The organism is Arthrobacter sp. SAFR-044 (genome assembly GCF_059414985.1).
Map to the genome: position 1 here is coordinate 34,407 of NZ_JBPFDN010000009.1, position 25,305 is coordinate 59,711.

The following is a 25,305-nucleotide window of genomic DNA, read 5'->3' on the forward strand; positions in this document are numbered from 1 at the left end:
CAGCAAGTCCGGGAAGGCCGGCGACGGCCCGACGTCCTGTCACGGCAAAACCGTGGAGCCGCCGGGCTATCGCAAACACCTGCTTGCATGCTAGCATTTCTACAGAGGTGCCATACATCACACAAAGACGTGAAGGAACAGCAATGTCTTCAAATTTCACCGACATCGTCGGTGCTGCGGATCTCCGGGACAGGGAGGCGGATCCCGCCTCGGCCTACGACACGGATGTTGTCATCGTTGGAACCGGACCTACCGGAGGGACTGCCGCCCTCGCTTTGGCTTCCTATGGAATCAGGACCATGATGGTCTCCCAGTGGTCCTGGCTGGCCAACACGCCGCGCGCGCACATCACCAACCAACGGGCTGTTGAGGTTCTTCGCGACCTTGGCGTGGAAGAGGAAGCCCGGCGCTACGCCGTGCCATGGAAAGAAATGGGCGACACCCTGTTCACGACTTCACTGGCCGGCCCGGAGATCGCCCGACTGCAGACGTGGGGTACCGGCGACGCCAGGTCCGGCGAGTACGTCCAGGCCAGTCCGTGCACGATGCTGGACATTCCGCAGACCTATATGGAACCGCTGCTGGTCAAGAACGCGGCAGAACGGGGGGCGAAGGTTTCCTTCTCCACCAAGTACCTGGGCCACGCTCAGGATGAGCACGGTGTAACAGTTCGCCTGCTGAACCGGAACTCCGGCCAGGAGTACTCGGTGCGTGCCCGGTACCTGATCGGGGCTGACGGGGCCAAGAGCCAGATCGCGGAAGAGATCGGGCTGGAAATTGTTGGCCACACGGCAAGGGCGGGCACAGCCTACGTACGCTTCCACGCCGACCTGAGCCGATACGTCCAGCACCGTCCCAGCATCCTGCATTGGATCATGAACCCTGCGGCCGCCTTCGGTGAAATCGGCATGGGGCTGCTGCGTTGCGTCCGGCCGTGGAATGAATGGATCGCCGGCTGGGGCTTTGACAAGGAAGCCGGAGAGCCGGATCTGAGCATTGAGGCCGTCACCGCGCAAATCCGAACCCTGGTTGGCGACCCTTCTCTGGAACTGGAAGTTGAGGGGGTTTCGACCTGGTACGTCAACCAGCAGCATGCGCTGTCGATGTCGAAGGGCAGGGTCTTCTGCGGCGGGGATGCTACTCACCGGCACCCGCCAAGCAGCGGGCTGGGCTCCAACACCTGCATGCAGGACGCCTTCAATCTGGCCTGGAAACTGGCCTTCGCGATCAAGGGCTACGCAGGGCCGGCACTGCTGGAAACCTATTCGACAGAGCGGGTTCCCGTTGGCGCACAAATCGTCGCCCGCGCAAACCAGTCCCGCTTGGATTACGCCCCCCTGCGTGACTGCTTCAACACCGACGCCGGAAACGGAACGCGCACCGTCGAAGCGGGCCTTGCCCGGCTGCGCGCCACCACAGCCGAAGGCGCCGAACTGCGGCAACGCCTCGGCCAAGCTCTCGAGCTGAAGAACTACGAGTTCAACGCTCATGGAGTGGAACTGAACCAGCGTTATGCCAGTGCAGCTGTCGTCCCCGACGGAACGCCGGAGGAAAAGTTCGAACGCGATCCCCAGCTGCACGTTCAGCCCACGACGCGTCCCGGTGCCAAACTCCCCCACGCCTGGCTGGTGGATGCATCAGGCCGCCGCGTATCGACATTGGACGTCACCGGTCATGGCAAGTTCTCCCTGGTCACCGGGCTCTCCGGGCAGGCCTGGAAACAAGCTGCAGAACGGCTGGACCTGCCATACCTGCGCACCGTCGTGGTCGGCGAGCCCGGCTACGAGGACCCTTACGCCTACTGGGCAAAGGCGCGGGAAACCGAAGAAGCCGGTGCACTGCTTGTGCGCCCCGACGGCTATGTCGCCTGGCGCCAGCTCTCATCGGTGTGGGAGGCAGATGAGGCTGAGGCACAGCTACGAGAGGCCCTCGAAACCATCCTCGCCACTCCCCTTCGTCACCCCGTACCGGCCCGCTAACCCCATTACCAAACTTTTCGGAAGGACTCACCATGCCCACGGCACAAATCCCCGCATACACCACAGACAAATTTTTCGGGCTGGAAGACAAATGGCTCGAAACCGCGCCCGGCGAGCTGACCCACTACCACGAACTGGGCGAGGGGACCCCGATTCTGTTCCTTCACGGATCCGGCACCGGCGTCACCGCAGCGGCAAACTGGTGGCTCAACCTTCCCGAGCTTTCTGAGCTCGGCCGGTGCATCGCTATCGACTCCATCGGCTACGGGCAAAGCGTCGTTGCCCCGGGGACGCAGTACGGAATCCGCGAATGGGTACGCCACGCCGTCCGTGTCCTCGATGCCTTGGGCATCGAAAAGACATGGATTGTTGGAAACTCCCTTGGTGGATGGCTCGCGTTCCAGTTCGCCATCGACTACCCCGAACGGCTGCTCGGCATCGTCTCCATGGGAACCGGCGGGGCAAAGCTCACCGGCGCCCTGGCCGGGCACTCCAAACCGGACCTCTCCGAGGCTGGTATCCGGAAGACGCTGGAAATGTTCGTCGTGGATAAGTCCCTCGTCACTGACGAGCTCGTGGCCCTGCGCTACCAGGCAGCCCTGAACGATACGGCTGCGGACCGACTAGGGGAAGTCGTCGCGGCCCGCGACCGCGACCGCACCGAGCTGCCACTGGACTTTGACGTTCTCTCGAAACTCGACGTTCCGGTCCTGCTCATCCATGGAGTTCAGGATGTCGTCATTCCGGTCTCCCGCACATGGGAACTGCTCAACATCATTCCGAACGCCGACGCCCACATCTTCAGCCAATGCGGCCACTGGTCCCAGGTAGAGCGGGCCGAAGAATTCAACTCCGTCCTAAAGCAGTATTTCAACGCCCGCGGTGTCGGACGCTGACAGAAGCCGGAAAGAGAGGACACACAATGAACCAGGCACTCGTGTGCATGTCACACAGCCCTCTGCTTGAGCACGGCAACCCTGAACCAGAAGTAAAGGCACAGGTCGAGGCAGCCTTCGACCAGGCCCGCCAGTTCGTCACCGATTTCGACCCCGACCTGGTCATCAACTTCGGACCTGACCACTACAACGGCTTTTTTTACGATCTCATGCCGCCGTTCTGTATCGGCTACGAAGCCTACGGAAGCGGAGACTATGACTCGTTCGCCGGCAAGCTGGACGTCCCCACCGAGATCGCCGAGAAACTGGCCCAGCACGTGATTGACCGGGACCTCGACACGGCAATCTCCCGCCGCATGGAAGTGGACCACGGAGCAGTCCAGCCCATGGAGATCCTCTACCGGGGCAACGTCACCGCCAAGCCCGTCATCCCGATTTTCATCAACTCCGTCGCACCACCCTTCTCCAAGGTTCAGCGTGTGCGCAAGTTCGGCGAGGCAATCGGTGACTACTTCAAAAACTCCGACAAGAAGGTACTGTTCATCGGCTCCGGCGGACTCTCGCACGACCCGCCAGTCCCGCAAATCGCCACGGCGACCCCCGAACAGCGCGCCATGCTGACCAACGGACGCAACCCCACCCCCGAGGCGCGTGCAGCCCGACAAGCCAGGACTATCGCCACGGCGGAGGCCTTTGCCCGTGGCGAGGCCGACATCATGGACCTCAACCCGGAGTGGGACCGTGCCTTCCTGGACGTATGCCGCTCCGGCCAGGTGGAAGGCTTCGACGCCTATGATCCTGAAGAAATGAACAGGGTCGCCGGGCATTCTTCCCACGAAGTACGGACCTGGGTGGCAGCCTACTCAGCGCTAAGGGCGTGCGGTGAGTATGAGGTGAGCTACGAGTTCTACAAGCCCATCAAGGAGTACATCGCCGGCTTCGGCATCACCACGGCGGTGCTCAAAAATGCCTGAACAATACCTTCACCCCTGCGAGGCAACAAAATGACGCTCACCCAATCCCCCGTGGTCACAGCTGATGAGCAGCTGACGGAGGCCCTCCTTTCCGGTACGCCTTGTCCCCCTGTTCGGGATGTCCTCGGTGATGACCTGGCATCGGCCTATACAGTTCAGGAGCTGGGCATCCAGCGCCGCACCGAACGTGGCGCCATGCGCGTGGGCAGGAAGGTCGGGCTCACCTCGCCGGCCGTTCAGGCGCAGCTCGGGGTGGATCAACCGGATTTCGGTGTCCTGCTGGACGAAATGCAGGTGCCCGCTGACGGAATCGTCACCGGGCACCGGCTAATCGCCCCGCGGATCGAGGCTGAGATCGCGTTCATCCTCGCTGAAGATATCGACGATCCGGACCCCGAAAAGGTGCGGCGCGCAGTGGACTACGCGGCACCGGCCCTGGAAATCGTTGACAGCCGGATCAGTAACTGGGATATCGGCATCGTCGACACCGTCGCTGACAACGCCTCCAGCGGCCTGTTCGTCATCGGCGAGCAGCGGGCAAAGCTCAATGAATTCGTCCCCGCCGACGTAACCATGGCCATGACCCGCAACGGGGAGGAAGCATCGCGAGGGAACGGGGCAGCCTGCCTCGGAGACCCTCTGAACGCGCTGGTCTGGGTGGCCCAAACGGCTGCTGACTTGGGCAGGCCGCTCCGCGCCGGGGAGATCATTCTCTCCGGCGCCCTGGGGCCCATGATCCCCTTCCTCCCCAACGAACCAATCGAAGCGACCATCACCGGTCTCGGGACCGTCCGGGCCGTACTCAACCAGGAGAAGCCATGACCGCAAAAGTCGCGATCATCGGATCCGGAAATATCGGAACCGACCTCATGTTCAAAATCAAGAGGCTCTCGCAGCACCTTGAAATGGGGGTCTTCGTCGGCATTGACCCCGCCTCCGACGGCCTTGCCCGCGCCCGCCGGATCGGTGTGGCCACCACGGCCGACGGCGTCGAAGGCCTGATCGCTATGCCCGAATTCCAGGACATCGAGGTCATCTTTGACGCCACCTCAGCCGGCGCCCACCGCTACAACGCCGAGAAACTCGAACCCTACGGCAAAAGGCTGATCGACCTCACTCCGGCAGCCATCGGACCCTTCGTCGTTCCACCCGTAAACCTGGACGAACACCTGGACGCCCCCGACGTCAACATGGTTACCTGCGGCGGCCAGGCCACCATCCCGGTGGTCGCGGCAGTCGGCAAGGCAGCCCCTGTCCACTACGCCGAGATCGTCGCCTCCATCTCGTCGAAATCAGCCGGCCCCGGAACCCGGGCCAACATCGACGAGTTCACCGAAACGACATCCGAAGCGATCGTGAACGTCGGCGGCGCCGCCGCGGGCAAAGCAATCATCGTCCTAAACCCCGCCGACCCGCCCGTCATCATGCGCGACACTGTCCTCTGCCTCGTGGACCGGCTGGATGAGGCCGGACGGGCCGCGGTCGAGGAATCCGTCGCCCAGATGGTCGGATCAGTGGCCGAATACGTGCCGGGATACCGGCTCAAGCAAAGCGTCCAGTTCCAGGACGAAGGGACCGACGTCGAGGCCCTCATCCCCGAGGAGCGCCGCACAGGAAGCTACACACGCGTCAGCGTGTTCCTGGAAGTAGAAGGGGCGGCCCATTACCTGCCGTCCTACGCCGGCAACCTGGACATCATGACCTCGGCCGCGCTGCGCGTCGCCGAACGCCTGGTCACCGCACGAGAGGGAGCAACCCGATGAGCAGCCACAACGACACGAATCCCGCCAAGGTCTTCCTTCAGGACGTGACCCTCAGGGACGGCATGCACGCCGTCCGGCACCGGATCTCCATCGAAAACACCCGCAAAATTGCCGCTGCCCTGGACGCCGCGGGCGTTGACGCGATCGAGGTCTCCCACGGCGACGGCCTCGCGGGCAGCAGCCTCACGTACGGCCCCGGGAGCCACACCGACTGGGAATGGATCGAGGCAGCAGCAGACGTCGTAAAGAACGCACGCCTGACGACCCTGATCCTGCCGGGAATCGGCACGGTCAAGGAACTCAAGCACGCCTACGACCTGGGCGTCCGATCAGTTCGCGTCGCCACTCACTGCACCGAAGCAGACGTCTCCGCCCAGCACATCAGCACGGCGCGGGAAATCGGCATGGATGTCTCCGGGTTCCTGATGATGTCCCACATGATCCCCGCTGAGGAACTCATCAAGCAGGCCCTATTGATGGAGTCCTACGGCGCTAACTGCGTTTACGTCACCGACTCCGGTGGAGGCCTCACCATGGATGGGGTCCGATCACGGGTCAAGGCATACCGGCAAGCCCTCAGGCCCGAAACCGAGATCGGCATCCACGCCCACCAGAACCTGTCCCTGGCCGTGGCGAACTCAGTGGTCGCCGTCGAGGAGGGCGCCTACCGGGTGGACGCCTCCTTGGCAGGGCACGGCGCCGGAGCCGGCAACACCCCGATCGAACCCTTCGCCGCGGTTGCCACTCTGCAAGGCTGGCATCATGGGGCCGACCTGTTTGCCCTTCAGGACGCAGCCGACGAACTGGTCCGCCCGCTGCACGACCGACCCGTGCAGGTCGACCGGCAAACACTCACGCTGGGCTACGCCGGTGTCTACTCCAGCTTCCTTCGCCACGCGGAGCGGGCAGCCGACACTTACGGCCTGGACGCCAGAGACATCCTCGTCGAAGTAGGCCGCCGAAAGCTGATCGGGGGCCAGGAAGACATGATCGCCGACGTCGCCCTCGACCTGATCAAGACCGCAGCACACGCCTAACCACGCACATGAGCCCGCAGGCACTCCGGTGCCTGCGGGCTCGCCGCACCCCCCATACCCCCCCCTTCCTCGACAGGAAAGCAATGACGCTCCCCTCTCCCCCGCGCCCCGCCCAGCTTCCCTCTGCCGCCCGCACAGCGACCAACAGGAAGGCAGCACGATGACTGAAGCACTGCTGCAAAACGCTCTGAACATTCAGGTTGCCCCGGAAACTGGCCAGAAGTCGGCCGGACACGTCATTGTCGATACCCTGGTCGCCCACGGCATCAGACGGACCCACGTCGTGCCCGGTGAGAGCTTCTTGGACGTCTTGGACGGCCTCCACGACTCGCCAATTGAGACGATTGTCTGCCGTCACGAGGGCGGGGCAACGTACATGGCCGAAGCTGACGGCAAAATGAACCAGCTGCCGGGTATAGCGATGGTAACCCGGGGCCCCGGTGCGGCTAATGCGCACGTTGGTCTGCACACGGCGTGGCAGGACTCGACCCCGATGGTGCTGTTCGTCGGGCTGATTCCCTTCGCGCATCGGGATCGCGAGGCGTTCCAGGAGTTCGATATCAAGGCCTGGTTCGATACCGGAGCCAAGCGCGTCATGGTCCTCGATCACGCCCAAAGGGCATCGGAGATCGTCGCGGAAGCGCTTTTCGCGGCCATGAGCGGCAGGCCCGGCCCAGTCGTGGTGGGCTTGCCGGAGGATGTGATCCGGCAGCAGATCAGCGCCGAGCTGCATCCCCCGATTCCGGTGGCCACTGGCGGTATGACAACAGTCGATTCTGAGGCCCTTGCGAAGGCCTTGGCCGCGTCCAGCAAGCCCCTTTTTGTCACCGGCGGCAATGACTGGACACAGGAAGGCGCAGACCAGCTCACCCGCTGGCTGGAAAAGCACCACATCCCCGCAGCAGCCGAATGGCGTACCCAAGGCACCGTCCCCTTCGACTCCCCCTCCTACGTTGGACCCATCGGCTACGGACGGCCCCGCCCGACATATGACCTGCTGGAGGAAACCGACCTGCTTGTCTTTGTGGGAACAGTGCCGGGCGATGTCATCACCGACGGGTTCCTGTGCCGGCAGGACTGGAACAAGAAGAACTTCCTGGTCACCATCGACCCGTCACTCCGGGGCCGTTCCGGCCCTGTCTCCTACCAGATCGTGGCCAAGCCCGATGTTTTCGTGCGCGACCTGGCCAAGATCGAACTCCCGGTCAAAAGCGAGTGGCAGACCTGGACAGCGAGGATGCGCGGGGAGCAGGAAGCTTTCGCCGCCCTCCCGCCAGCAACTCCCAGCGAAGGCCAGGCCCGCATGGACACCCTGATGGCCAATCTTGTCCCCACGCTGCCGGTGGACGCCATGGTTACCCTAGGTGCCGGCGAGCACACCAACTGGGCCCACCGCTACTTCCCCACCCAGCGGTATGCATCGATGATCAGCGCGCGCAATGGCTCCATGGGGTACTCCGTTCCTTCCGCAATCGCCGCGTCACTGGAGTACCCGGGCAGGCGTGTGGTCACCATCGCCGGCGACGGCGAATTCCTGATGAACGGTCAGGAACTGGCCACTGCAGCCCAGTACGGCGCAACCCCCTTGGTGATCGTGATGGACAACCAGGAATACGGAACCATCCGCACACACCAGGAACGCCACTACCCATACCGGGTCTCGGGAACGCAGCTCAAAAATCCCGACTTCGCTCTCATGGCACGGGCCTTCGGCGGCTTCGGCATCAAAGTCGAACGCGACGCCGATGTTCCCGATGCCATCACCACCGCCCTCAAGGCGATAGACGAGGACAAGGTGTTCGCACTCATCCACCTCCTGGTTGAGCAACGAGTCAAGGCCTACTACTAAAGACGCCCTCCGGTGTTTCCGCCTCTCGAAAACCCTACCTTTAAAGGATTTCCTTATGACTGTTTCTGAGCTGTCCCCTGCTGACCCGCGTGAGCGGGAGACTTCCCTGCTGGCAGCCGTGCCCACCGGGTTGCTGATCGATGGTGAATGGCGGGAGGCATCCGACGACGGCACTTTCGATGTGCAGGATCCCGCCACCGGCCAGGTGCTCGCCACCCTCGCCTCCGCTACCAGCGAGGACGCCATCGCTGCCCTGGACGCTGCTGACAGGGCACAGGCCGAGTGGGCGCGCACCGCGCCCCGCGTGCGGGCCGAGATCCTGCGCCGCGCCTTCGACCTGGTCACCGAACGTGCCGAGGACTTCGCGCTGCTGATGACCCTGGAAATGGGCAAGCCCCTTGCCGAGGCACGCGGCGAAGTCACTTATGGTGCGGAGTTCCTGCGCTGGTTCTCCGAGGAAACCGTCCGAGACTACGGCCGCTACCTCACCACCCCGGAAGGCAAGAACAAGATCCTGGTCCAGCACAAACCCGTCGGACCCTGCCTGCTCATCACCCCTTGGAACTTCCCGCTCGCCATGGCCACCCGCAAAGTCGCCCCCGCCGTCGCCGCCGGTTGCACCATGGTCCTCAAACCGGCCAAACTCACCCCGCTCACAGCGCAGTACTTCGCGCAGACCATGCTCGATGCCGGCCTGCCCGCCGGGGTCCTGAACGTCGTCGCCTCCGCCTCAGCGTCGGGCATATCGGGTCCCCTGCTGAAGGATTCCCGCCTGCGCAAGGTCTCCTTCACCGGCTCCACACCTGTCGGTAAGCAGCTGATGGCAGACGCTGCGCAGAATGTGCTGCGCACCTCCATGGAACTCGGCGGGAACGCGCCGTTCATTGTGTTCGAGGACGCCGACCTCGACGCTGCCGTCGAGGGTGCCATGGCGGCGAAGATGAGGAACATGGGTGAAGCCTGCACCGCCGCCAACCGGTTCCTCGTCCACGCATCCGTAGCCCAGGAATTCACCCGCAAGTTCGCCGCCGCCATGGGGGCCCTGGCCACGGGCCGCGGCACCGACCCGGAAACGAAAGTCGGGCCCCTGATCGACGCCGGCGCCCGGGATGACGTACACGCCCTGGTCACGGCCGCCGTCGATGCCGGAGCCGTCGCCGTGACCGGCGGTGCACCGCTCGACGGGCCAGGCTACTTCTACCAGCCCACCGTCCTTGCCGACGTCCCGAACGATGCCGCGATCCTGGGCCAGGAAATCTTCGGCCCCGTCGCACCCGTCACCACCTTCACCACCGAAGAAGACGCCATCCGGCTCGCCAACAACACCGAGTACGGGCTCGCGTCCTACCTCTACAGCCGCGACTTCAACCGGCTCCTCCGAGTGGCGGAACAGATCGAGTTCGGCATGGTCGGCTTCAACGCCGGCGTCATCTCCAACGCCGCAGCACCCTTCGGCGGCGTCAAGCAATCAGGTCTCGGCCGTGAAGGCGGCTCCGAAGGCATCGCCGAATACACCACTACCCAATACATCGGTATCAGCGACCCCTACACCGCGTGAACAGGCATGGGAGCTGCAACCGCTTGGCCCCCGAATGCGGCTACCTCGGCTGGGCGACTGAGAACCATCCAGCCAGGGGGCACTCCCAAGGACCAGGCGCTTTCCCACCGCACCTACTTTCAAGGACACAGCAAGCAATGAAACTCCTCACGCTCCGCCTTGGCAATGGCGTCACCACAGCGGTCCGGCAGGACGGCGACACCCTCACCGAGATTCCCGGCTTTTCCGATGTCGGCGCCCTGCTGAAAGACCCCAACTGGGAGAGCACTGCGAAGACAGCTGAGGGCACAACGCACCCCTATGACGGCGCCGATCTCGCCGCCGTCGTGCCGTCCCCGGGCAAGATCATCTGCGTGGGCCAAAACTATCGGAACCACATCGAAGAGATGGGGCATGATGTTCCGGCGTACCCCACACTGTTCGCCAAATACGCCGAGTCCCTGATCGGTCCGAACGACGACCTGATCCTGCCGGAGGAATCGGACACCGTGGACTGGGAGGCCGAGCTCGCCGTCGTGATCGGTAGGGCCGGGCGGCGGATTCCCGAAGCCCAGGCGGGGGATCACATCGCCGGGTATTCAGTGCTGAACGACGTCAGCATGCGTGACTACCAGTTCCGCACCGTGCAGTGGCTGCAGGGCAAGACTTGGGAAAAGTCCACGCCATTCGGGCCGGCTATGCTCACTCAGGACGAGTTCCTGCCGGGCCCCCTGATGACCTCAGCCGTGGACGGCGAAGTCCAACAGAGCACCCCTACCTCGGACCTGGTGTTCACCCCGGAGTTCCTGGTCTCCTACATCTCCAGGATCATTACGCTGAATCCGGGCGACGTGATTTCCACGGGCACCCCTGGCGGCGTGGGCCACGCCCAGGACCCCAAGCGCTACCTGCAGGAGGGCCAGGTCCTGGTCACCACCGTCGAAGGCCTGGGCCAGCTGCGAAACCGGGTGGTCAAGGAAGCTTGATCGGCGAGTTAGCAGGGTCCGGGGGCTGGCCTTTGCAACGCACCCTGAGCCATCTTTCGTCCGCCGCGTAACGCCCACGGTTCTTTCACGGGCCCGGAAACCGCCCGTGAAAATGAGACGTGAGATGGTGTATGGGTGAACAGCCCAGTGCGCCGTACCCGGAACGGGGCAGCCCGCCATGACGCGATCGTCAGGGCTGCCGGTCAACTTTTTGCACAAAAGGGTTACTGGAGCATTTCCTTGCGCCAGGTCGCACGGGAAGCCGGGATCTCGATGCAGGGGTTGTTGCGTTATTTCCCTTCAAAGGAAGATCTGCTCACAGCCGTGCTGGACGGGCTCCGGGAACGACGAGCCGAGGGCGGCCCGGTCATGGCGGACACCATGGTGAGCCTCGACGTATTCGCCGAGCTCGCGGAGCGCAACCAGCAATTGGAAGGCTACTCGGAGGTCTACAGTGTCCTTCTGGGTGAGGCGAGCAACCCCGATCATCCGGCGCATCTTCGCTTCGTTGAACGGGCCAGACGCGTGCAGGACGTGATCACAAACCATTTCCTCAGTGCTGTCGAGCGCGGGGAGTTGCCCCAGGACATAGACGTGGTTGGAGAAGCCAGGCGTTTTCAGGCTGCGTGGGATGGCCTGCAACTGCATTCCCTATATTCGCCTGACGTCAACGTCCCGGCGATGCTTCGCCGACGTCTGGAACAGATGGCAGGAAGGATTCCACGCGGATTCGGCAGCTCACTTCCAAATATCGCACCTGCTGCCCCGCCCCGGGTCCGCGAGCTGGACAAGGACGGGTATTCGGCCGGCAGACAAACCCGCGATTGCCTCTTGCGCGCAGCCGTTGACCTCTTTTCGGGCGAGGGCTATCACAACACCAGCCTGGCCGACATCAGCCGCCGCGCCGGGATCGCAAAATCCACCGTCTTCCATCACTTTGCCACCAAGGAGCATCTGCTCATCGCGGTCATAAACCGCTGGCGCCGCTCTTTGGACGACGCCCGGGACAGCGAGCTTGAGACTGACAGCTTTTGGGACCATCTCGTCAAAACCGCAACCTACGAATTGAGTTCCGCCAGCATGCTCAGGCTGTCCGTCGTTCTGGCAAGCGAAGCGCGCCCGGCAGATCATCCCGCTCACGACTACGTCGACGAGCGGCTGCAACGGTCCAGGTCTGACTTTGCACTGGCTGCTGGGGGTCTGGGATTGTCCGATCCGGCCACCGAGGGGGTTTGGTTGGCCGCGCTGCTGGATGGGTTGCGGATTGGCTGGCTGTACGACCCCATGTCCGTCGACGTGGCCTCCGACATGGAGGCGCACCTCGGCAGCCTGGCGAAGACCGCCCTTCGCGATTCAGGTTCCTGAAGTAGCCCTGAGACCAGGCGAGGGCCCGAACCTGCTTCCGCAGCTCCGGGCCCTCGCCCCTTGGCCTGGGTTTACTTCACCGCCGTGGTGGTTTGCAGGAGGAGGTCATCGGAGGCTGCCCCGACGGCCACGCTGCGGGTGCCGGTCCCCCGTACCCACTCCCCCTTCGATGCATCCCAAGACGAAAGGTCCTTGGGGTCGACGTGCAGCGAGAGCTTCTGACTGGTACCTGCGGGGAGATAAACCTTGCCGAACTGGACCATCTTCATCGCTGTCTGGGCGACACTGCTGCGGAGATCAGGGGACTTCCCCAGATAGACCTGGGCGGAGTCAGCGCCATCCTTGGTTCCCTGGTTTGTCACCGTGAAGGAGACGTCCAGGCCGCCGTCCGCGGCCGGGGTTACTCCCAGACCCGAATAGGAGAAATCGGTATAACTCAGGCCGTGGCCGAATGCGAACAGTGGTTTAACCGCGGCGGCGTTGGCTGCCGGGTCAGTGAACCACCGATAGCCCATATTGAGGCCTTCAGACCACTTGATGGTTTTCTGGGCTTCGCCCGCGTCCTGAGTTCCAGCGGACCGTTCCGGGTGTCCTGCAAACAGGGTCTGCTTGCTGTCGACAGGGAAGGACATTGTGAGCTTGCCGGAGGGGTTTACCTTGCCGTACAGGACGTTGGCTGTTGCTGTTCCGCCTTCCTGGCCGGGGTACCACATTTCCAGAGCAGCATCAACGTCGTTGATCCACGGCATCTGCACGGCGGAGCCAGTGTTGAGCACGACGACGACCTTGTGGCCGGCGACGTGCGCGGCTGCAGCGACGGTGGAGACCAGACGGTTCTGTGAGGCTGCAAGCTGTGCCACGTCAGTGAGGGGGGAGCTTCCGCCATCGCCGGTTGTTGTGTTCGCATCATCGACGAAGACCACTGTCGTGTCGTTGGACTTAGCCACCTCAGCCGCGGCGGCAAGCGCCGTATCCGTGTTGGACCATGCGAACCGGATGGCAGGGTCGGACGCCAGGCCATCATGGGGGGTATAGCTGATTTCCACCTTGTGCCTGCCGGGAGTCAGGTTCGTCGTGCCGGCCTGGTTGGCAACGCCGAGGTACTGGCCATTGGCTGCGACAGTCTTGATGGTTTTGTCCGTTGAGACTGCAGGGTAGTCGTTGGGCGTCATCTTGCTGTCAGGATCGGACAGTTTAAGTGCGGCGCCGTCGACGGTGAGGGTGACTGCCTTAGGAGGTGCAGTCGTGGCGGGAGGTAAGCCGAACCCCTGGGGAACTGCTGTTGGTTCCACGTTCCGAATTCCATGGTTGAAGGCGTTTCGGTCCCCTGTGTCGTAGCCGTAGGGCCGCTGGACGAGGAGCCGGTAACTGCCGCCCTCCGGGACGTTCACGTAACCGGTCCACGTGTAGGTATCGCCCTTGACCAGGCCCTTGACGTTTCCGTCAAGGGCGGGGTCCGTGGCGGTAGTGACGGTACCGTCAGCACTCGTACGGGTACGGGTCAGGCCCGGCTTGTCACCCGTGGGGTCCTGGCTCAGTGCAGACGCCGGCACCGGCTCGCCCCAAATGTCGTCACCGGGTGTGTGGGTGACGTTGCTGCCGGCCAGGGAAGTCATCGCGTCGAAGGGGCTGATGGCGACCCGGTCACTGAACCCGGTTGACCGCTCACCTCCGGGGCTTGCAGGCAGCAGATTTGCCGCTACTCCCGTGACTGCGACTTTGCTGCCGGTTCCGAGAGGGAGGGTTGCGTTGTTGTTTTTGAGCAGGACGGCTGCGTCTTCAGACAGCTTCAGCGCTTGCTTGATGCCTTCGGCTTTATCAACGTTCGCGTTCAGGTCGGATTTTTCAGAGTTTCCGTGCTGCTTCACGTTCGAGCGCTGTGCCGCTGGAATCTTTGTGTTGTCAAGAAGCCCGAACCGTTCATACTGGTAAACGATCCGTGCGACGGCTTCTTTCGCGGCGTCGGCATAGGCCTTGTCGTACGACGGGGAGGCCGGGTCGATGAGCGGGATAAGGTTCTTCCCGCTCAGGAAGCTGGTGAGAAATTCCTGGTCAGTCCCGGCCACGAGGTCCGAGGTGCTCTTGGCGGCGTTGTAATCGGTGGTGACCCAGCCCTTGAAGTTCCACTCCCCCTTGATGATGCCCTGGAGCATTCCTTCGTTGGAGCAGGCATAGTGCGGGCTGCCCTGATAGTCGAGGATCTGGAACGTGGCGTAGGAGCACATCAGGGATGACACCTTGCCGTCCTTAACCGCAGCCTCGGCAGGGGCGAGGTACATCTCCCTGGCCGCCTGTTCTCCTACCAGCGACGGTGTTGATTGTTCCTGTCCGTTGTACATGCCGACGTGCTTGACCTGGGCCATTAGCCCGGTCCCTTGGATAGCATTGATCTCGTCCGCGGTGAACCTTTTGGCAAGGTATGCGTCTTCGCTGTACGCGGTCATGTTTCGGCGCCACGAAGGAGTTCTGGCGATGTCAGTCTGCGGTGCATAAATCAGGTCCTGGCCCAGAGCCAGACCCTCCCGCGCTGAGGTTTTGCCGAAAGCAGCGATTGCCTCCGGGTCGAAGGAGGCGGCAAGTCCCAGGCGGGTAGGGAATGCAGTTGCTTCAGCAAATACTTCGATTCCCTGGGCATCTACGTGGCGCGCCTCGGGGACGCCCAGGCGGGGAATGCCCTTGACATATCCTGCTTGACCGTGAGGATCGGGATCGGTGGTGGCGTCGATGCCGAACTTGTTTGCGAAGCTCCCCTCGATCAGATCGATTTCCTCGCTGGGGGTTGCATTACCGGCGATCCACTTGACGGTTTTGGTCCACGGAGCGTCGGCGGCCATGGGCGGGGATGTCGGTTCAGGTGTCGTGGGCGCGGCCACTGCAGCGGCCGGGGCGAGGGTGGTGGCGACGATGATACTCCCAACGACAGATGTGACCACTCGTCTGTACCTGCGCCGCTCAGCCGGAGCTGAGAATAGGAATTTCTGCACTGAGTCCTCCTTGACTGTGGGGTTACGAGATTTGCCAGCTGCGGCTCAAGGCCACCGTGAGGGGAAGTCGGTATGGGCTGGCATGTCCATTACCGCACATACCAGGACGAGTTTGCTAACAATCGGTCGGTTTTTAGGGCAGCGGTGTCGTCATGGAGCGTAACGCCCTTGTCGCCGCTAGCCGGGCATGCCTTCAGTTCCTGCTCGGGAGGCCCGGCCCGGCGGTTAGCGCTGGTCGGATTGCCAGCGGGAAAAGTAATTCTGGACGAGCAGGAGGCTGCGATCCACAACTGCAGCAACCACGATCGCGGCGACTGTTGCAGCCCAAACGACGTTGACGTCGAAGCTGTTCTGCCCAACCACCATGAGGTACCCGAGACCGGAGCCGGCGCCGGTGAATTCGGCTACGATGGCGGCCTGAATGGCGAAACCGAAGGTGATGCGGGCGGAGGTTCCCACCCACAGTACGGCCGCAGGGAGTCTGGTGTCCCTGATTACCTGCCACCGGTTGGCCCCCAGAATACGGGCGTTGTGCCGGATGTCCGGGTCGACGTCTGCTACTCCGGCAGCGGTGCTGACAATGATGATGAAAATGACGACGAAGGCGACGTGAATCATCCGCGAAGCGATGGTGTAGCCCAGTGCGACCGCGAAAAAGGGGTAGAAGACGAGCCTGGGAAATCCCTGCCAAAAAGTGATAAAGGGTGAGATGATCCTGCCCACGCTGGGAAAGGTTCCCGCGACGGTGCCGACGGCTACTCCCGCAACCAGCGCCGCACCGTAGCCCACCAGGGTGACTATCACTGTTGCTGCTGTTTGAGCGACGAGGCTTCCGTCCTGCAGCCATTGCCATATGTTGGCGCCAATCTTCATCGGCGTTCCCACTACGAAGGCATTGAGGGCTCCATTGGTTGCGAGAACCTGCCAGCCTGCCAGCAAGCCGACAACGAAGAGGAGTTGGGCCAGGACCATGAGTGCCTTCGAACTCCTGCGCGCACCTAAAATAGCCGCCACTGGGTAAATCTCCTTTCGATGATTGCCAAGGCGCGGTCTGCTAACAGCGACAACATGGCTATAACAATTGCGGCGCCAAGCAGGAGGTCCGGCTGACCAAGGATGTTGCCGCGCGCGAGATAGGAGCCAAGGCCTCTTGAGCCGGCCAGGTACTCGGCCAGAGCGGCTCCGAGGATGGCCCATATGAGGGCGAGGCGGAGGCTGCTCATCAGCCATCCCATGACGGCGGGGACATACACGGAGGTTGCGCGCCACATCCTGCCGGCACCAAGGACGCGGGCATTCTGGTCATAGATCGTGTCGATTGAGGACAAACCGTTGAAGACGTTGAGGTAGACGATAAGAAAGATGATGGACGTCACGAACATTGCCGCTGACGTTGTTCCAATGCCGAACCACAAGATGAACAAAGGTGCCAGCGCTACACGGGGCACTGCGTTCGCGATGATGAGGAACGGAGCCAGAAACCGGCGCATCAGGGGGAATGGCCAGGTAATCGCCACCAAAAGGCACGCGGCTGCAGCGCCTGCCACAAAGCCCGTCAGGGCACTGGTGACTGTTGTTCCTGCATTGGACCAAAATGCAGGGTCTGCAGCCCATTTGCCGAGTCTTTCGACGACCAGTTGGGGCGATCCGATCAGGGACGCCATGCCGGGGACGGTGACGGCGGTCAAATGCCAAACCAGGATAAGCGCACCCCAAATGAGAACCTGGGCGGTTACGACTTGCACCGCCGGGTTAGCGCGCCTTTTGATCCTCGCTGCCGCAGTCCTCTGGCCATCGAGGGGGGCGGCAGTCATGCGCCGCTCCTCAGTCCGGACCCCATGACCTGTTCCCGCAGGTCGCTCCAGAGTTCCTCGTGCATGTGCGTGAACTCGGGATCGAAGCGCAGCTCCAGGAGGTTCCGGGGGCGGGATATGGCCACCTTCCGGTCGGTGAGTACGGAGCCCGGTCCCCGCGTCATGGTAACCACGCGATCGGACAGACCCACCGCTTCCTCCAGGTCATGGGTTACGAACACAACGGTCTGCCGGTCTTCCTCCCACAGTTTCAGGAGGTCGTTCTCCATCAGGTTGCGAGTTTGGGCGTCTAGGGCACTGAAAGGCTCGTCCATGAGCAGGATTTTGGGCTTCAGTGCCAGACTGGCTGCGATCGAGACCCTCTTCCGCATGCCTCCGGAAAGTTGGTGCGGATAGGAGTCTCCACGCCCGTGGAGACCAACCCGCTCCAGCCACTCGCGGGCTTGCACGTTGGCTTCCTTTTTTGCCATCCCGCGGTAGCGCAGCCCGAGGGCGACATTCTGGAGCGACGTCTTCCACGGCAGGAGCGCGTCGCGTTGGAAGACAAAGCCAACATCCGGGTGGGGTCCTTTTCGCGCATCGACCGCACGCCCCAGGACGTTGATGCGGCCCTCGGAGGGTTCCCTTAGCCCTGCGACCAGGTACAGGATGGTGGACTTTCCACATCCCGAAGGGCCGACGATTGAGACAAACTCACCCTCGCCTATTGAGAGGTTGACGCCCCGGATGGCGGTGTGGGTGCCCATCTTGGACGCGTACGTCTGTGTAAGACCTGCAATGTCGATTGCTGGGGACTTGGTTGCGGCGGTTTGCGCCGGAGCGTGCATTGCCTGATTCCATGCCATGGGACTGCTTTCGTTTCGCTGCGGGTTAGGAGAGGTCCGACGGCGTCTTAAGGGATAACTTGTCATAGGCCGTGCGAACGTAGGAGTTGTCAAAGAGCCCGGGAGCCGGATTGAAATCTTCCTTGACGACATTTACGAGTTTGGCACCCGCCAACGTCTGGTCGACTTCCTTCTGTGAGAATCCGCCGGTTGCCCTGCTGAAGCCCGACTTCGAGTACTGCCACTGAAGGTCCCAGGACTTACCGACGGCGTTCTTGAAGTCGCCGCTCATTGGAGCCAGGGAATCGGCCGGCGACTTTGCCGCTGCGAGCACGTTGAGTTCCTTGACCAGGGCGGTGACGATGTCCTGGGTCAGCTCTGGATGCGCCTTAGTGAAAGTGGGAGATGAGGCAAAGACTGCGTTCAGCTGTTTCGCGATGGGAAGTGTTTCATCTTCCTGGGGATTGGCCACGAGATAAGCGGCGCCCGACTCGACGGCGGTCGCGGCATTGTTTGGAGAGGTAGACAGGACGTCAGCCCTGCCTGATTCAAGCACTGCCTGGGTTTCCGATCCGCTGCCCAAGGGCAGGCGCTCCTGGTTCGTCCAGCTTAGGCCGGCACTTTCTGCCGTAAGTTTGGCACTTATCTCAGAGATCGAACCGACGCGGGTGAAGGCCCAGCGTTTCTTGTCGAAAACCTTGATGTCGCCAGGGCCGCCAAGCTTGGACGAAGAATTGCCGATGATCTGCTGGGAAGGACCATCGAACATGTTCATCAGCGGGACCATCTGTCCGCCCTGCGAAGCAACGCCCAGGACAGAGGTGCCAGGAACGATAGCGGCATCAACTGACCCGCTGGCAAGAGCAGCGACGAGATTTGAACCTGAAGGAATCGTTTCGATTTTCAATTCAACGTTCCGATCCTTGAGGACCTTGGTGAGTTCACCGTCGGGGCCGATAGCCGCGTAGAAGGCCCCGAAGGTCACGTCCGGTGAGAACAATCCCACTTTCAACTGCTGCGGATCTGCGCTTTTTTCGCTCGCGGATCCACCAGCACACCCAGTAAGGACAAGGGCTGACGCGGCGATTGCTCCGAGGAAAGCGGGCAACGTTGACCGTTTTTTCACAACTACTCCTAGATCAATGTGATGTGCACGACACCATGAGTGTCCAGTAACTATCGCAAACCTCATAACGATCGTCAACAACTCTGACGAGAATTACGCTTCCACCCGACACGTTCCGGACATACCGAATGTAGCAATATTCATCAGACTGGTTGACGTTCGTAACAAGGAGTGCGAGCCTTTTAGCTGTTCTAAGTGAGGAGTGTGAAGTATGTATGCGCTAAGACCGGTCCGATTGCTCCCCGACGACCTTGCTGTGTTCGCTGGGGTGACTTACGTGAGCAGCATCTAAATGGCTGCTCGGGGCTCCCAGGACCTGCTGCTGACCCTCATTGGAACCTATTTCCTTGGTCAAAAGCGGCCCATACCGTCCGGCTTCCTGGTGAAGCTGCTGCAGGAGTTCGATGTAACAGCGGTGGGTGCCAGAAACGGACTGAGCCGTCTGGCCGGACGGGGCTTTTTGGAAGTGCATAGGCCAGGAAGGAACACCTACTATCACCTGAGCCCTGAGGCTCACGTCCACCATGCGGAGCGCCTCAGTGAGATCGTCAATTTCGGGGACAACCCTGAACCGTGGGACGGTACCTGGACAGTTGTCTTGTTCTCTGTGCCGGAGAATCTTCGGGCACATCGCCACGTTGTACGTTCCCGCTTATCGGCCATGAGGTTCGCCGTACTTTATGACGGCGTGTGGGTGCGACCAGGCACGCTGCGTGAACAGGCACGCAAAGCTCTCGGAGATTTCGACGTCCCGAAGCTCACACTGCTCTCCGGGGCAGTAGTGGACGCGGCGTTCGGTGGCATTGATCCCGTGAGCGTCTTCTCCTTGGAGGCCCTTCGAGACAAGTATGACCAATTCATCGAGGCCTCGCGGACCCTGAGGGCGGACATCCGTGCTGGCAGGGTCGGTTCCGCCGAGGCGCTCCGGCAGCGGGCGCGCGTGATGCATCAGTGGCGTTTCTTCCCCGACCACGATCCATTGCTCCCAGCCGGGCTGCTCCCCCACGACTGGCCGGTACAGAGAGCGCGCGAGGCTTTCCTAGAAATATATGACGGCCTTTCCGAACTCGCTGATCACCGGTTTCGCACCCTCCTTACGGAGTTCTCCGCGGATCTGGCCGGAGAGGTTCGCTCCATGACGAGCGTTGAACTGCTCGATTTGCACCTGCCGGCTCGGGGCCTGGGCCCTTTGACCGGCAGGACCTGATGTACGTCTTTGATCAAGAAAGGGACACATGACAACCACTACCCACACCGAAAATGAACCGCTGACTGTTTTGGCGGTGGGGGACATAGGCCCGGACCGGGAGGACGCGTCAGAACTCTTTGAACTGAACCGGGAGGTTCTACAGTCAGCAGACGTGACCTTCGGCCAACTCGAGTTCGTCCTCTCGGACCAAGGTTCGAGGCTGCCGCAGGTGCGGCATACGGTAAAGGCAAAACCCAGTGACGCGAAAGCATTGGTGGAGGCAGGCCTCGATGTCATTTCCTTCGCAGGAAACCACTGCATGGACTTCGGGGCTGAGGCCATGCTCGACACTGCACGCCACCTTGCCGCAGCCGGAGCCAAAGTAGTGGGCGTCGGCGCGGACATCAGAGCAGCACGGCGTCCCGCAGTAGTGCAACACGGAACAACCGAAATTTCTTTTCTTTCCTACAGCTCGGTGTTGCCCCACAGCTTCTGGGCAACTGATAATCGGCCCGGATGCGCCCCAATGCGGGCTTTTACCGTCTATGAACAGGTGGAGCACGATCAGCCAGGTACGCCAGCGCGTATTCACACGTTTCCGCATCGGGAAGACCTGGCCAACCTGGTGCAGGACATCAAGCGCGAAAAGCTGCTGGGACGCTTTGTCGTCGTGTCGGTTCATTGGGGAATTCATTTCATCCCGGCACAGATCGCCGACTACCAGCGGGACGTAGCGCACGCGGCCATCGAGGCCGGTGCCGATGCGATCATCGGGCACCACGCCCACATCCTCAAAGGGATTGAGATATTCCGCGGTGTGCCCATCTTCTACAGTCTCGCCAATTTTGCGATGGACACCCGGGTGACGCCGGAACAAGTTGCCACACCGGCCTTCCAGGAGATTCTGGCACTTAACCCTGGCTGGATTCCCAACTTCCATTCCACCTTCAACTTCCCCCCTGACTCCCGGAAGACGATCGTTGCCAAACTCGTGGTCGAGGACGGAAAGCTTGCGGGGTTTGGTTTCTTACCTGGATGGATCAATGACAACTCGCAGACGGAGCTTCTGAGCGGCAAGGACGAGCGGTTCGAGCAGGTTGTGGACTACATGCGCACCATCAGCAAAGAGGCTGGACTCGAAACGGACTACAGACGCGAAGGTGATGAGGTACGCCCGGTGGACCTGTCACAGGTCAACCTCTGATGGAGGGCACACACAGAGGCTTGACTGAAGAACTTGCAGCCTTTGCTGCCGGCCTTCGCTGGGAAGACGTTCCCGGCGAGGTATGCGAGCAGGCAGCCCGTCAGGTGTTGGACGGTTACGGGGCAATGCATGCAGGCAGCGACCGGTCCTGGACCAAAGCCGCACGGGACTACGCCCTCAAAGAAGGAGTTCCCGGCCGGAGCTCTGTCATCGGCATAAGGCACAGGCTCCGGGCTGCCCAGGCTGCGTTTGTCAACGCAACAGCCATGCATGGACTTGAGCTCGATGACTACCATGTATCCGCGGCCGTCCACGCTGGGTGTGCCGTCGTTCCCACCGTCCTTGCCCTGGGAGATGAACTGAACGTCGGAAGTCGTGCAGCGCTGACTGCCATCTCTGCTGGAACAGAGACGATAATCCGGCTGGGCCTCGCGATGTCTCCGGAAATGACACAGGACCGGGGCTTTCACGTCACAAGTGTGTTCGGGGTCATCGGAGCGGCGGCTGCGGCCATTAGCCTCCTTGGCTTGGAGGAACGTGCAGCCCAGCACGCACTTGGCATTGCCGCCGCCCAAGCAGGAGGCACCACTGAGTTCACGCGCACAGGTGGTGAAATCAAACGCATACATGCAGGACTCGCCGCCTCAAATGGAATCAGGGCGGCCAACCTGGCACAGCTTGGTCTCACGGCCCCCCTTGAATCGCTTGAAGGACGAAGGGGATTCGCTCAAGCCTTCGGCGGCAGGAGGGTGTCCTTGGACAGGGTGAGCCGCAGGCTTGGGGACGACTGGCATCTTGACGGACTCGGAGTGAAATCATGGAGCACCTGCACGGGTAACCACGCACCTATTGCGGCACTCGAAAAACTCCGCCGACAGGGACTTGAACCCGACGACGTAGCCAGCATCACCGTCTATACGGACAAAACCACAGCTGACCACTGCGGCCAGCTGGGAGCCCACGTCACAGACATGACCGGAGCGCAATTCAGTCTCCACATCAGCCTTGCCATGCGACTTGTCCTGGGGGGCAACGATCCCAGCCATTATGCAGCACTCGAAGCGGCAAATTTTGCCATTCCCGAGGTGGTTCGACTCGCCTCGCTCATAAAGATAGCTGTCGGGGAAGAAGAAGAGAGATCCTTCACCATTGCTCCGTCAGCCAGGGTCGTTGTCCAAAGGAAACAGGGCCAGTACATGGAGGCACACGCCATTGCGCCCGGAGGGCCGTCACAGCCCTTCACGTGGCATGACCTGCAGCAGAAGGTCCATGCATGCGCGGATGCAACTGTCGGACCCGAAGAAGTGGACAGCGTTGGCCGCCAAATCCGGTCCTGGCTCCACGACGATATTCCCGTCACAGGCCTGCTGGACCAGGGCACTTCCCGCACCACGGGCAACGCCTCAACCCACGCCTAAAAGATGTGTCCGTGCCCCGCCCAAAGACAGCGGGGCACGGACAGGTCCGAGCGCAGGAACGGTCAGGCGGCGACGACCTTCAACGGCGTCGATGAAGGGCCGAACTCCAGCCAATCCGTCATCTTAATCTCCCCATCCAACTCGAAAGAGGCAGTCTTCGATAACAGTGCCTCAGTCGCAACGCACAGTTCGAGTCTCGCCAGCGATGAAGCGGGGCAGCGGTGGGGACCCCTGCCGAAGGCAATGTGCTTGTTGGGCTTGCGGTCCATGCTGAACTCGTGGGGGTTCTCAAAGACATCTTCATCCCGGTTCGCCGAGGGAAAGATCATGGCGATGGGCTCTCCGGAGGGAATGTCCCTGCCGCGGATATTTTCGTCGTGGATAGCTGTGCGCGCGAATACACGATAGGGGGAATAGAGACGAAGAAATTCTTCCACCGCGTCAGGAATACGATGCGGATTCTCCCGGAGGTTTTGCTGCAGCTTCGAATCCTGGGCCAGATGCGCCGCGATACTTCCCAGAACTGCTCCTGGGGCGGCTTGCGATGCGGACAGGAACTGCCGGATGCTTGCCACTACCATCTCCTCAGATATGGCCTCCCCGTTTTCGCCGGCAAGCAGCAACGCCGAAATGAGGTCTTCATTGGGATCAAGAAGGTTCTTTTTCCGGTCATTCACTAAGTCATTGGCCACACGGTAAAGCTCATCGCTCCACTTGATCACCCGTTCCTTGTCCATTGCCATCTGCGCCCGGTAATACTGCACCTGCACTTCCCTTGCGCGCAGCATCATGTCCAAAGGGAGTTTCAAGATCAAGCCGAACGCCCTCGCCGCGAAGTACTCGGCGAAGTCGAGGGTGAAGTCGAATCTTCCCTCGGTTACCAAGGGATCCATCAACTCGTCTGCGAAGCGGCGGAGTTCGGGCTCAAGAACAGCCATTCGACTCTTGTTGAACACCGGTGTGACGGGCCGCCTGTACGCATCGTGCTCCGGCGGGTCGAAGTGCAGCGGTGGCCTCCGTCCCTGATTCCGCGTTGCCGGAGGGACTACGTTTTTCTCAGCGGTGCTGAAGTTCTCGTGCTCTGTCTGGATCCTAACGATGTCCTCGTACTTGAAAAGTGCCCAGAAGCCGCCGAAAGCCTCGCTATGAGCCACAGGGCAGTTCCTCCGCATCTCTTCGTAGTAGACGTGCGAATTATCAAACGTCTCGTCATAGAGAGGATCGAATTCGTTGGGATGTTTGGGGTGAGCCACCTTTGCCTCCTTAACAGCGGCCGTTCCGGCCGACCAACACTGGTGTTGTAGTTCGTCTAAGGTTCGCAGTTGTTGTGACTAGCGTCAAGACAAGTGGCAAGGATAGAGTTGCGGGGAGGTGTTCCAGATGGAAGAACTGACATATGACTAACGCAAAGCCGGTGCATGGCTCGCAGCAGTTCCTGCTGACGCTCCTTGGCACTTACTTTCTGGGTGTTGAGGACAAAGTCCCTTCGACCTTTTTCGTAGATGTTCTGGGTGACTTCGGCCTAAGCGAAACAGCCTCACGGAATGCATTAAGCCGTGTCGCCCGGCAGGGGTTCCTGGAACCTACTAAGCGGGGTAGGTCCACTTACTATGCCCTGACTGAGACGGCCCACAGCCGTCAACGGCGCCGCCTGAAGCAAATAGTGGACTTTGGCCGGGTTCTTCGCGAATGGGACGGCACTTGGACCGTTGCAACGTTCTCAGTGAGCGAGGACCAACGCCACCTTAGACATCAGGCTCGGCAAGTTCTTCGACAGTCCGGGTTCGGGCTGTTGTATGACGGGGTTTGGGTCAGTCCATGGCCGCTAGCGGAAGATTCCCGTCAAGCAATGCTGAATATAGGCATTGACCGCATCACCGTCTTCACTGGCGCAGCCTCTGCTGCCTTCGGTGGGGAGGGTGACCCTGTTTCGGCCTTTGAGCTGGAAGCTGTAAGGCCGCTACTGGAGTCTTTCATCGCACGGACGGCACCGATTGTTGATGCATTGCGTGGTAACAAAATCTCTCCCACCGATGCGCTTCGACTGCGGATCGAGACGCTTCGGGATTGGCGAAACCTGGGTGAAAACCATCCGGACTTGCCAGTGGATCTTTTGCCGGCGGACTGGCCGCTTGCTATGGCGCGAACGCTGTTCGAACAAGCCTACGACGGCTTAGCGGCGGCCGCAGAGGCGCGCATGCGTCACCATGTGGGACAAAGTGCGGCTGAACTTATACCATCGGTCAGATCGCTCAGCACGGAGGAAGTCGCAGGCTTGGAGCAGTCGCTCGGAGACCCCGCAAAATGACGGTGGGGACCGGCGGCCTACCCTAGTCTTGAAATCGCCGAACATCCCGCGG

20 protein-coding genes are annotated in these 25,305 nt (G+C 61.5%); 14 read left to right on the forward strand and 6 right to left on the reverse strand.

All coding sequences use genetic code 11. From position 1 onward, the window contains the following. Positions 1-143 precede the first annotated feature (143 nt). The 10 genes from ACR65J_RS14525 (at position 144) to ACR65J_RS14570 (ending at position 12,386) form a co-directional block, all read left to right on the forward strand. On the forward strand, positions 144-1,979 hold the full coding sequence (locus tag ACR65J_RS14525) for an FAD-dependent monooxygenase (RefSeq protein ID WP_440170213.1): 1,836 nt from the start codon (positions 144-146) through the stop codon (positions 1,977-1,979). Positions 1,980-2,011: 32 nt separating this feature from the next. Beyond that, entirely contained in the window at positions 2,012-2,875 is an 864-nt protein-coding gene (locus ACR65J_RS14530) for an alpha/beta fold hydrolase (protein WP_440170215.1), read from the forward strand. Between the two features lie 26 nt (positions 2,876-2,901). Further along, the gene (locus tag ACR65J_RS14535) at positions 2,902-3,849 is read left to right on the forward strand and encodes a 3-carboxyethylcatechol 2,3-dioxygenase (protein WP_440170218.1); all 948 of its coding nucleotides are present in this window, start codon (positions 2,902-2,904) and stop codon (positions 3,847-3,849) included. A gap of 30 nt (positions 3,850-3,879) precedes the next feature. Continuing rightward, positions 3,880-4,671, forward strand: coding sequence for a 2-keto-4-pentenoate hydratase (locus tag ACR65J_RS14540; protein ID WP_440170221.1), 792 nt, complete (start codon positions 3,880-3,882; stop codon positions 4,669-4,671). Further along, positions 4,668-5,612: an acetaldehyde dehydrogenase (acetylating) gene (locus ACR65J_RS14545; protein WP_284980071.1), complete on the forward strand. Its 945-nt coding sequence runs from the start codon at positions 4,668-4,670 to the stop codon at positions 5,610-5,612. The genes ACR65J_RS14540 and ACR65J_RS14545 overlap by 4 nt, the downstream gene beginning before the upstream one ends. Then, entirely contained in the window at positions 5,609-6,649 is a 1,041-nt protein-coding gene (dmpG, locus tag ACR65J_RS14550; protein ID WP_440170224.1) for a 4-hydroxy-2-oxovalerate aldolase, read from the forward strand. Before ACR65J_RS14545 ends, dmpG begins: the two co-directional genes overlap by 4 nt. A gap of 160 nt (positions 6,650-6,809) precedes the next feature. After that, on the forward strand, positions 6,810-8,498 hold the full coding sequence (locus ACR65J_RS14555) for a thiamine pyrophosphate-dependent enzyme (RefSeq protein WP_440170226.1): 1,689 nt from the start codon (positions 6,810-6,812) through the stop codon (positions 8,496-8,498). Between the two features lie 55 nt (positions 8,499-8,553). Beyond that, entirely contained in the window at positions 8,554-10,056 is a 1,503-nt protein-coding gene (locus ACR65J_RS14560; RefSeq protein WP_440170229.1) for an NAD-dependent succinate-semialdehyde dehydrogenase, read from the forward strand. A gap of 137 nt (positions 10,057-10,193) precedes the next feature. Beyond that, a complete protein-coding gene (locus tag ACR65J_RS14565) occupies positions 10,194-11,021 on the forward strand; it encodes a fumarylacetoacetate hydrolase family protein (RefSeq protein ID WP_440170232.1) in 828 nt (275 codons plus the stop codon). Between the two features lie 135 nt (positions 11,022-11,156). Further along, positions 11,157-12,386: a TetR/AcrR family transcriptional regulator gene (locus ACR65J_RS14570; RefSeq protein ID WP_440170234.1), complete on the forward strand. Its 1,230-nt coding sequence runs from the start codon at positions 11,157-11,159 to the stop codon at positions 12,384-12,386. 71 nt (positions 12,387-12,457) lie between these two features. Here ACR65J_RS14570 and ACR65J_RS14575 read toward each other — a convergent pair whose 3' ends face one another. The 5 genes from ACR65J_RS14575 to ACR65J_RS14595 all read right to left on the reverse strand — a co-directional run bounded on the left by ACR65J_RS14575 (position 12,458) and on the right by ACR65J_RS14595 (position 19,134). Beyond that, a complete protein-coding gene (locus tag ACR65J_RS14575; protein ID WP_440170236.1) occupies positions 12,458-15,319 on the reverse strand; it encodes a beta-glucosidase family protein in 2,862 nt (953 codons plus the stop codon). A gap of 276 nt (positions 15,320-15,595) precedes the next feature. Beyond that, positions 15,596-16,384, reverse strand: a complete 789-nt coding sequence (locus tag ACR65J_RS14580) for an ABC transporter permease (protein WP_440170238.1) — start codon at positions 16,382-16,384, stop codon at positions 15,596-15,598. Then, on the reverse strand, positions 16,369-17,184 hold the full coding sequence (locus ACR65J_RS14585; protein WP_440170240.1) for an ABC transporter permease: 816 nt from the start codon (positions 17,182-17,184) through the stop codon (positions 16,369-16,371). Before ACR65J_RS14585 ends, ACR65J_RS14580 begins: the two co-directional genes overlap by 16 nt. Next, positions 17,181-18,029, reverse strand: a complete 849-nt coding sequence (locus ACR65J_RS14590; RefSeq protein WP_440170243.1) for an ABC transporter ATP-binding protein — start codon at positions 18,027-18,029, stop codon at positions 17,181-17,183. The genes ACR65J_RS14585 and ACR65J_RS14590 overlap by 4 nt, the downstream gene beginning before the upstream one ends. Before the next feature lie 25 nt (positions 18,030-18,054). After that, entirely contained in the window at positions 18,055-19,134 is a 1,080-nt protein-coding gene (locus ACR65J_RS14595; RefSeq protein WP_440170246.1) for an ABC transporter substrate-binding protein, read from the reverse strand. Positions 19,135-19,426: 292 nt separating this feature from the next. On the opposite strand from ACR65J_RS14595, the gene ACR65J_RS14600 reads away from it, so the two are divergent. From ACR65J_RS14600 to ACR65J_RS14610, 3 genes are read left to right on the forward strand one after another with little or no spacing between them, the layout of a single operon-like run. Continuing rightward, a complete protein-coding gene (locus tag ACR65J_RS14600; protein WP_440170248.1) occupies positions 19,427-20,341 on the forward strand; it encodes a PaaX family transcriptional regulator in 915 nt (304 codons plus the stop codon). A 28-nt stretch (positions 20,342-20,369) separates the two neighbouring features. Beyond that, positions 20,370-21,527: a CapA family protein gene (locus ACR65J_RS14605; RefSeq protein ID WP_440170250.1), complete on the forward strand. Its 1,158-nt coding sequence runs from the start codon at positions 20,370-20,372 to the stop codon at positions 21,525-21,527. Further along, complete coding sequence (locus ACR65J_RS14610; RefSeq protein ID WP_440170252.1) at positions 21,527-22,945, forward strand: MmgE/PrpD family protein; 1,419 nt, start codon at positions 21,527-21,529, stop codon at positions 22,943-22,945. Before ACR65J_RS14605 ends, ACR65J_RS14610 begins: the two co-directional genes overlap by 1 nt. Before the next feature lie 62 nt (positions 22,946-23,007). Here ACR65J_RS14610 and ACR65J_RS14615 read toward each other — a convergent pair whose 3' ends face one another. Continuing rightward, a complete protein-coding gene (locus ACR65J_RS14615) occupies positions 23,008-24,198 on the reverse strand; it encodes a cytochrome P450 (RefSeq protein ID WP_440170255.1) in 1,191 nt (396 codons plus the stop codon). A gap of 143 nt (positions 24,199-24,341) precedes the next feature. Here ACR65J_RS14615 and ACR65J_RS14620 point away from each other — a divergent pair, with 143 nt between their 5' ends. Further along, entirely contained in the window at positions 24,342-25,253 is a 912-nt protein-coding gene (locus tag ACR65J_RS14620) for a PaaX family transcriptional regulator (protein ID WP_440170257.1), read from the forward strand. Positions 25,254-25,305: the final 52 nt, after the last annotated feature.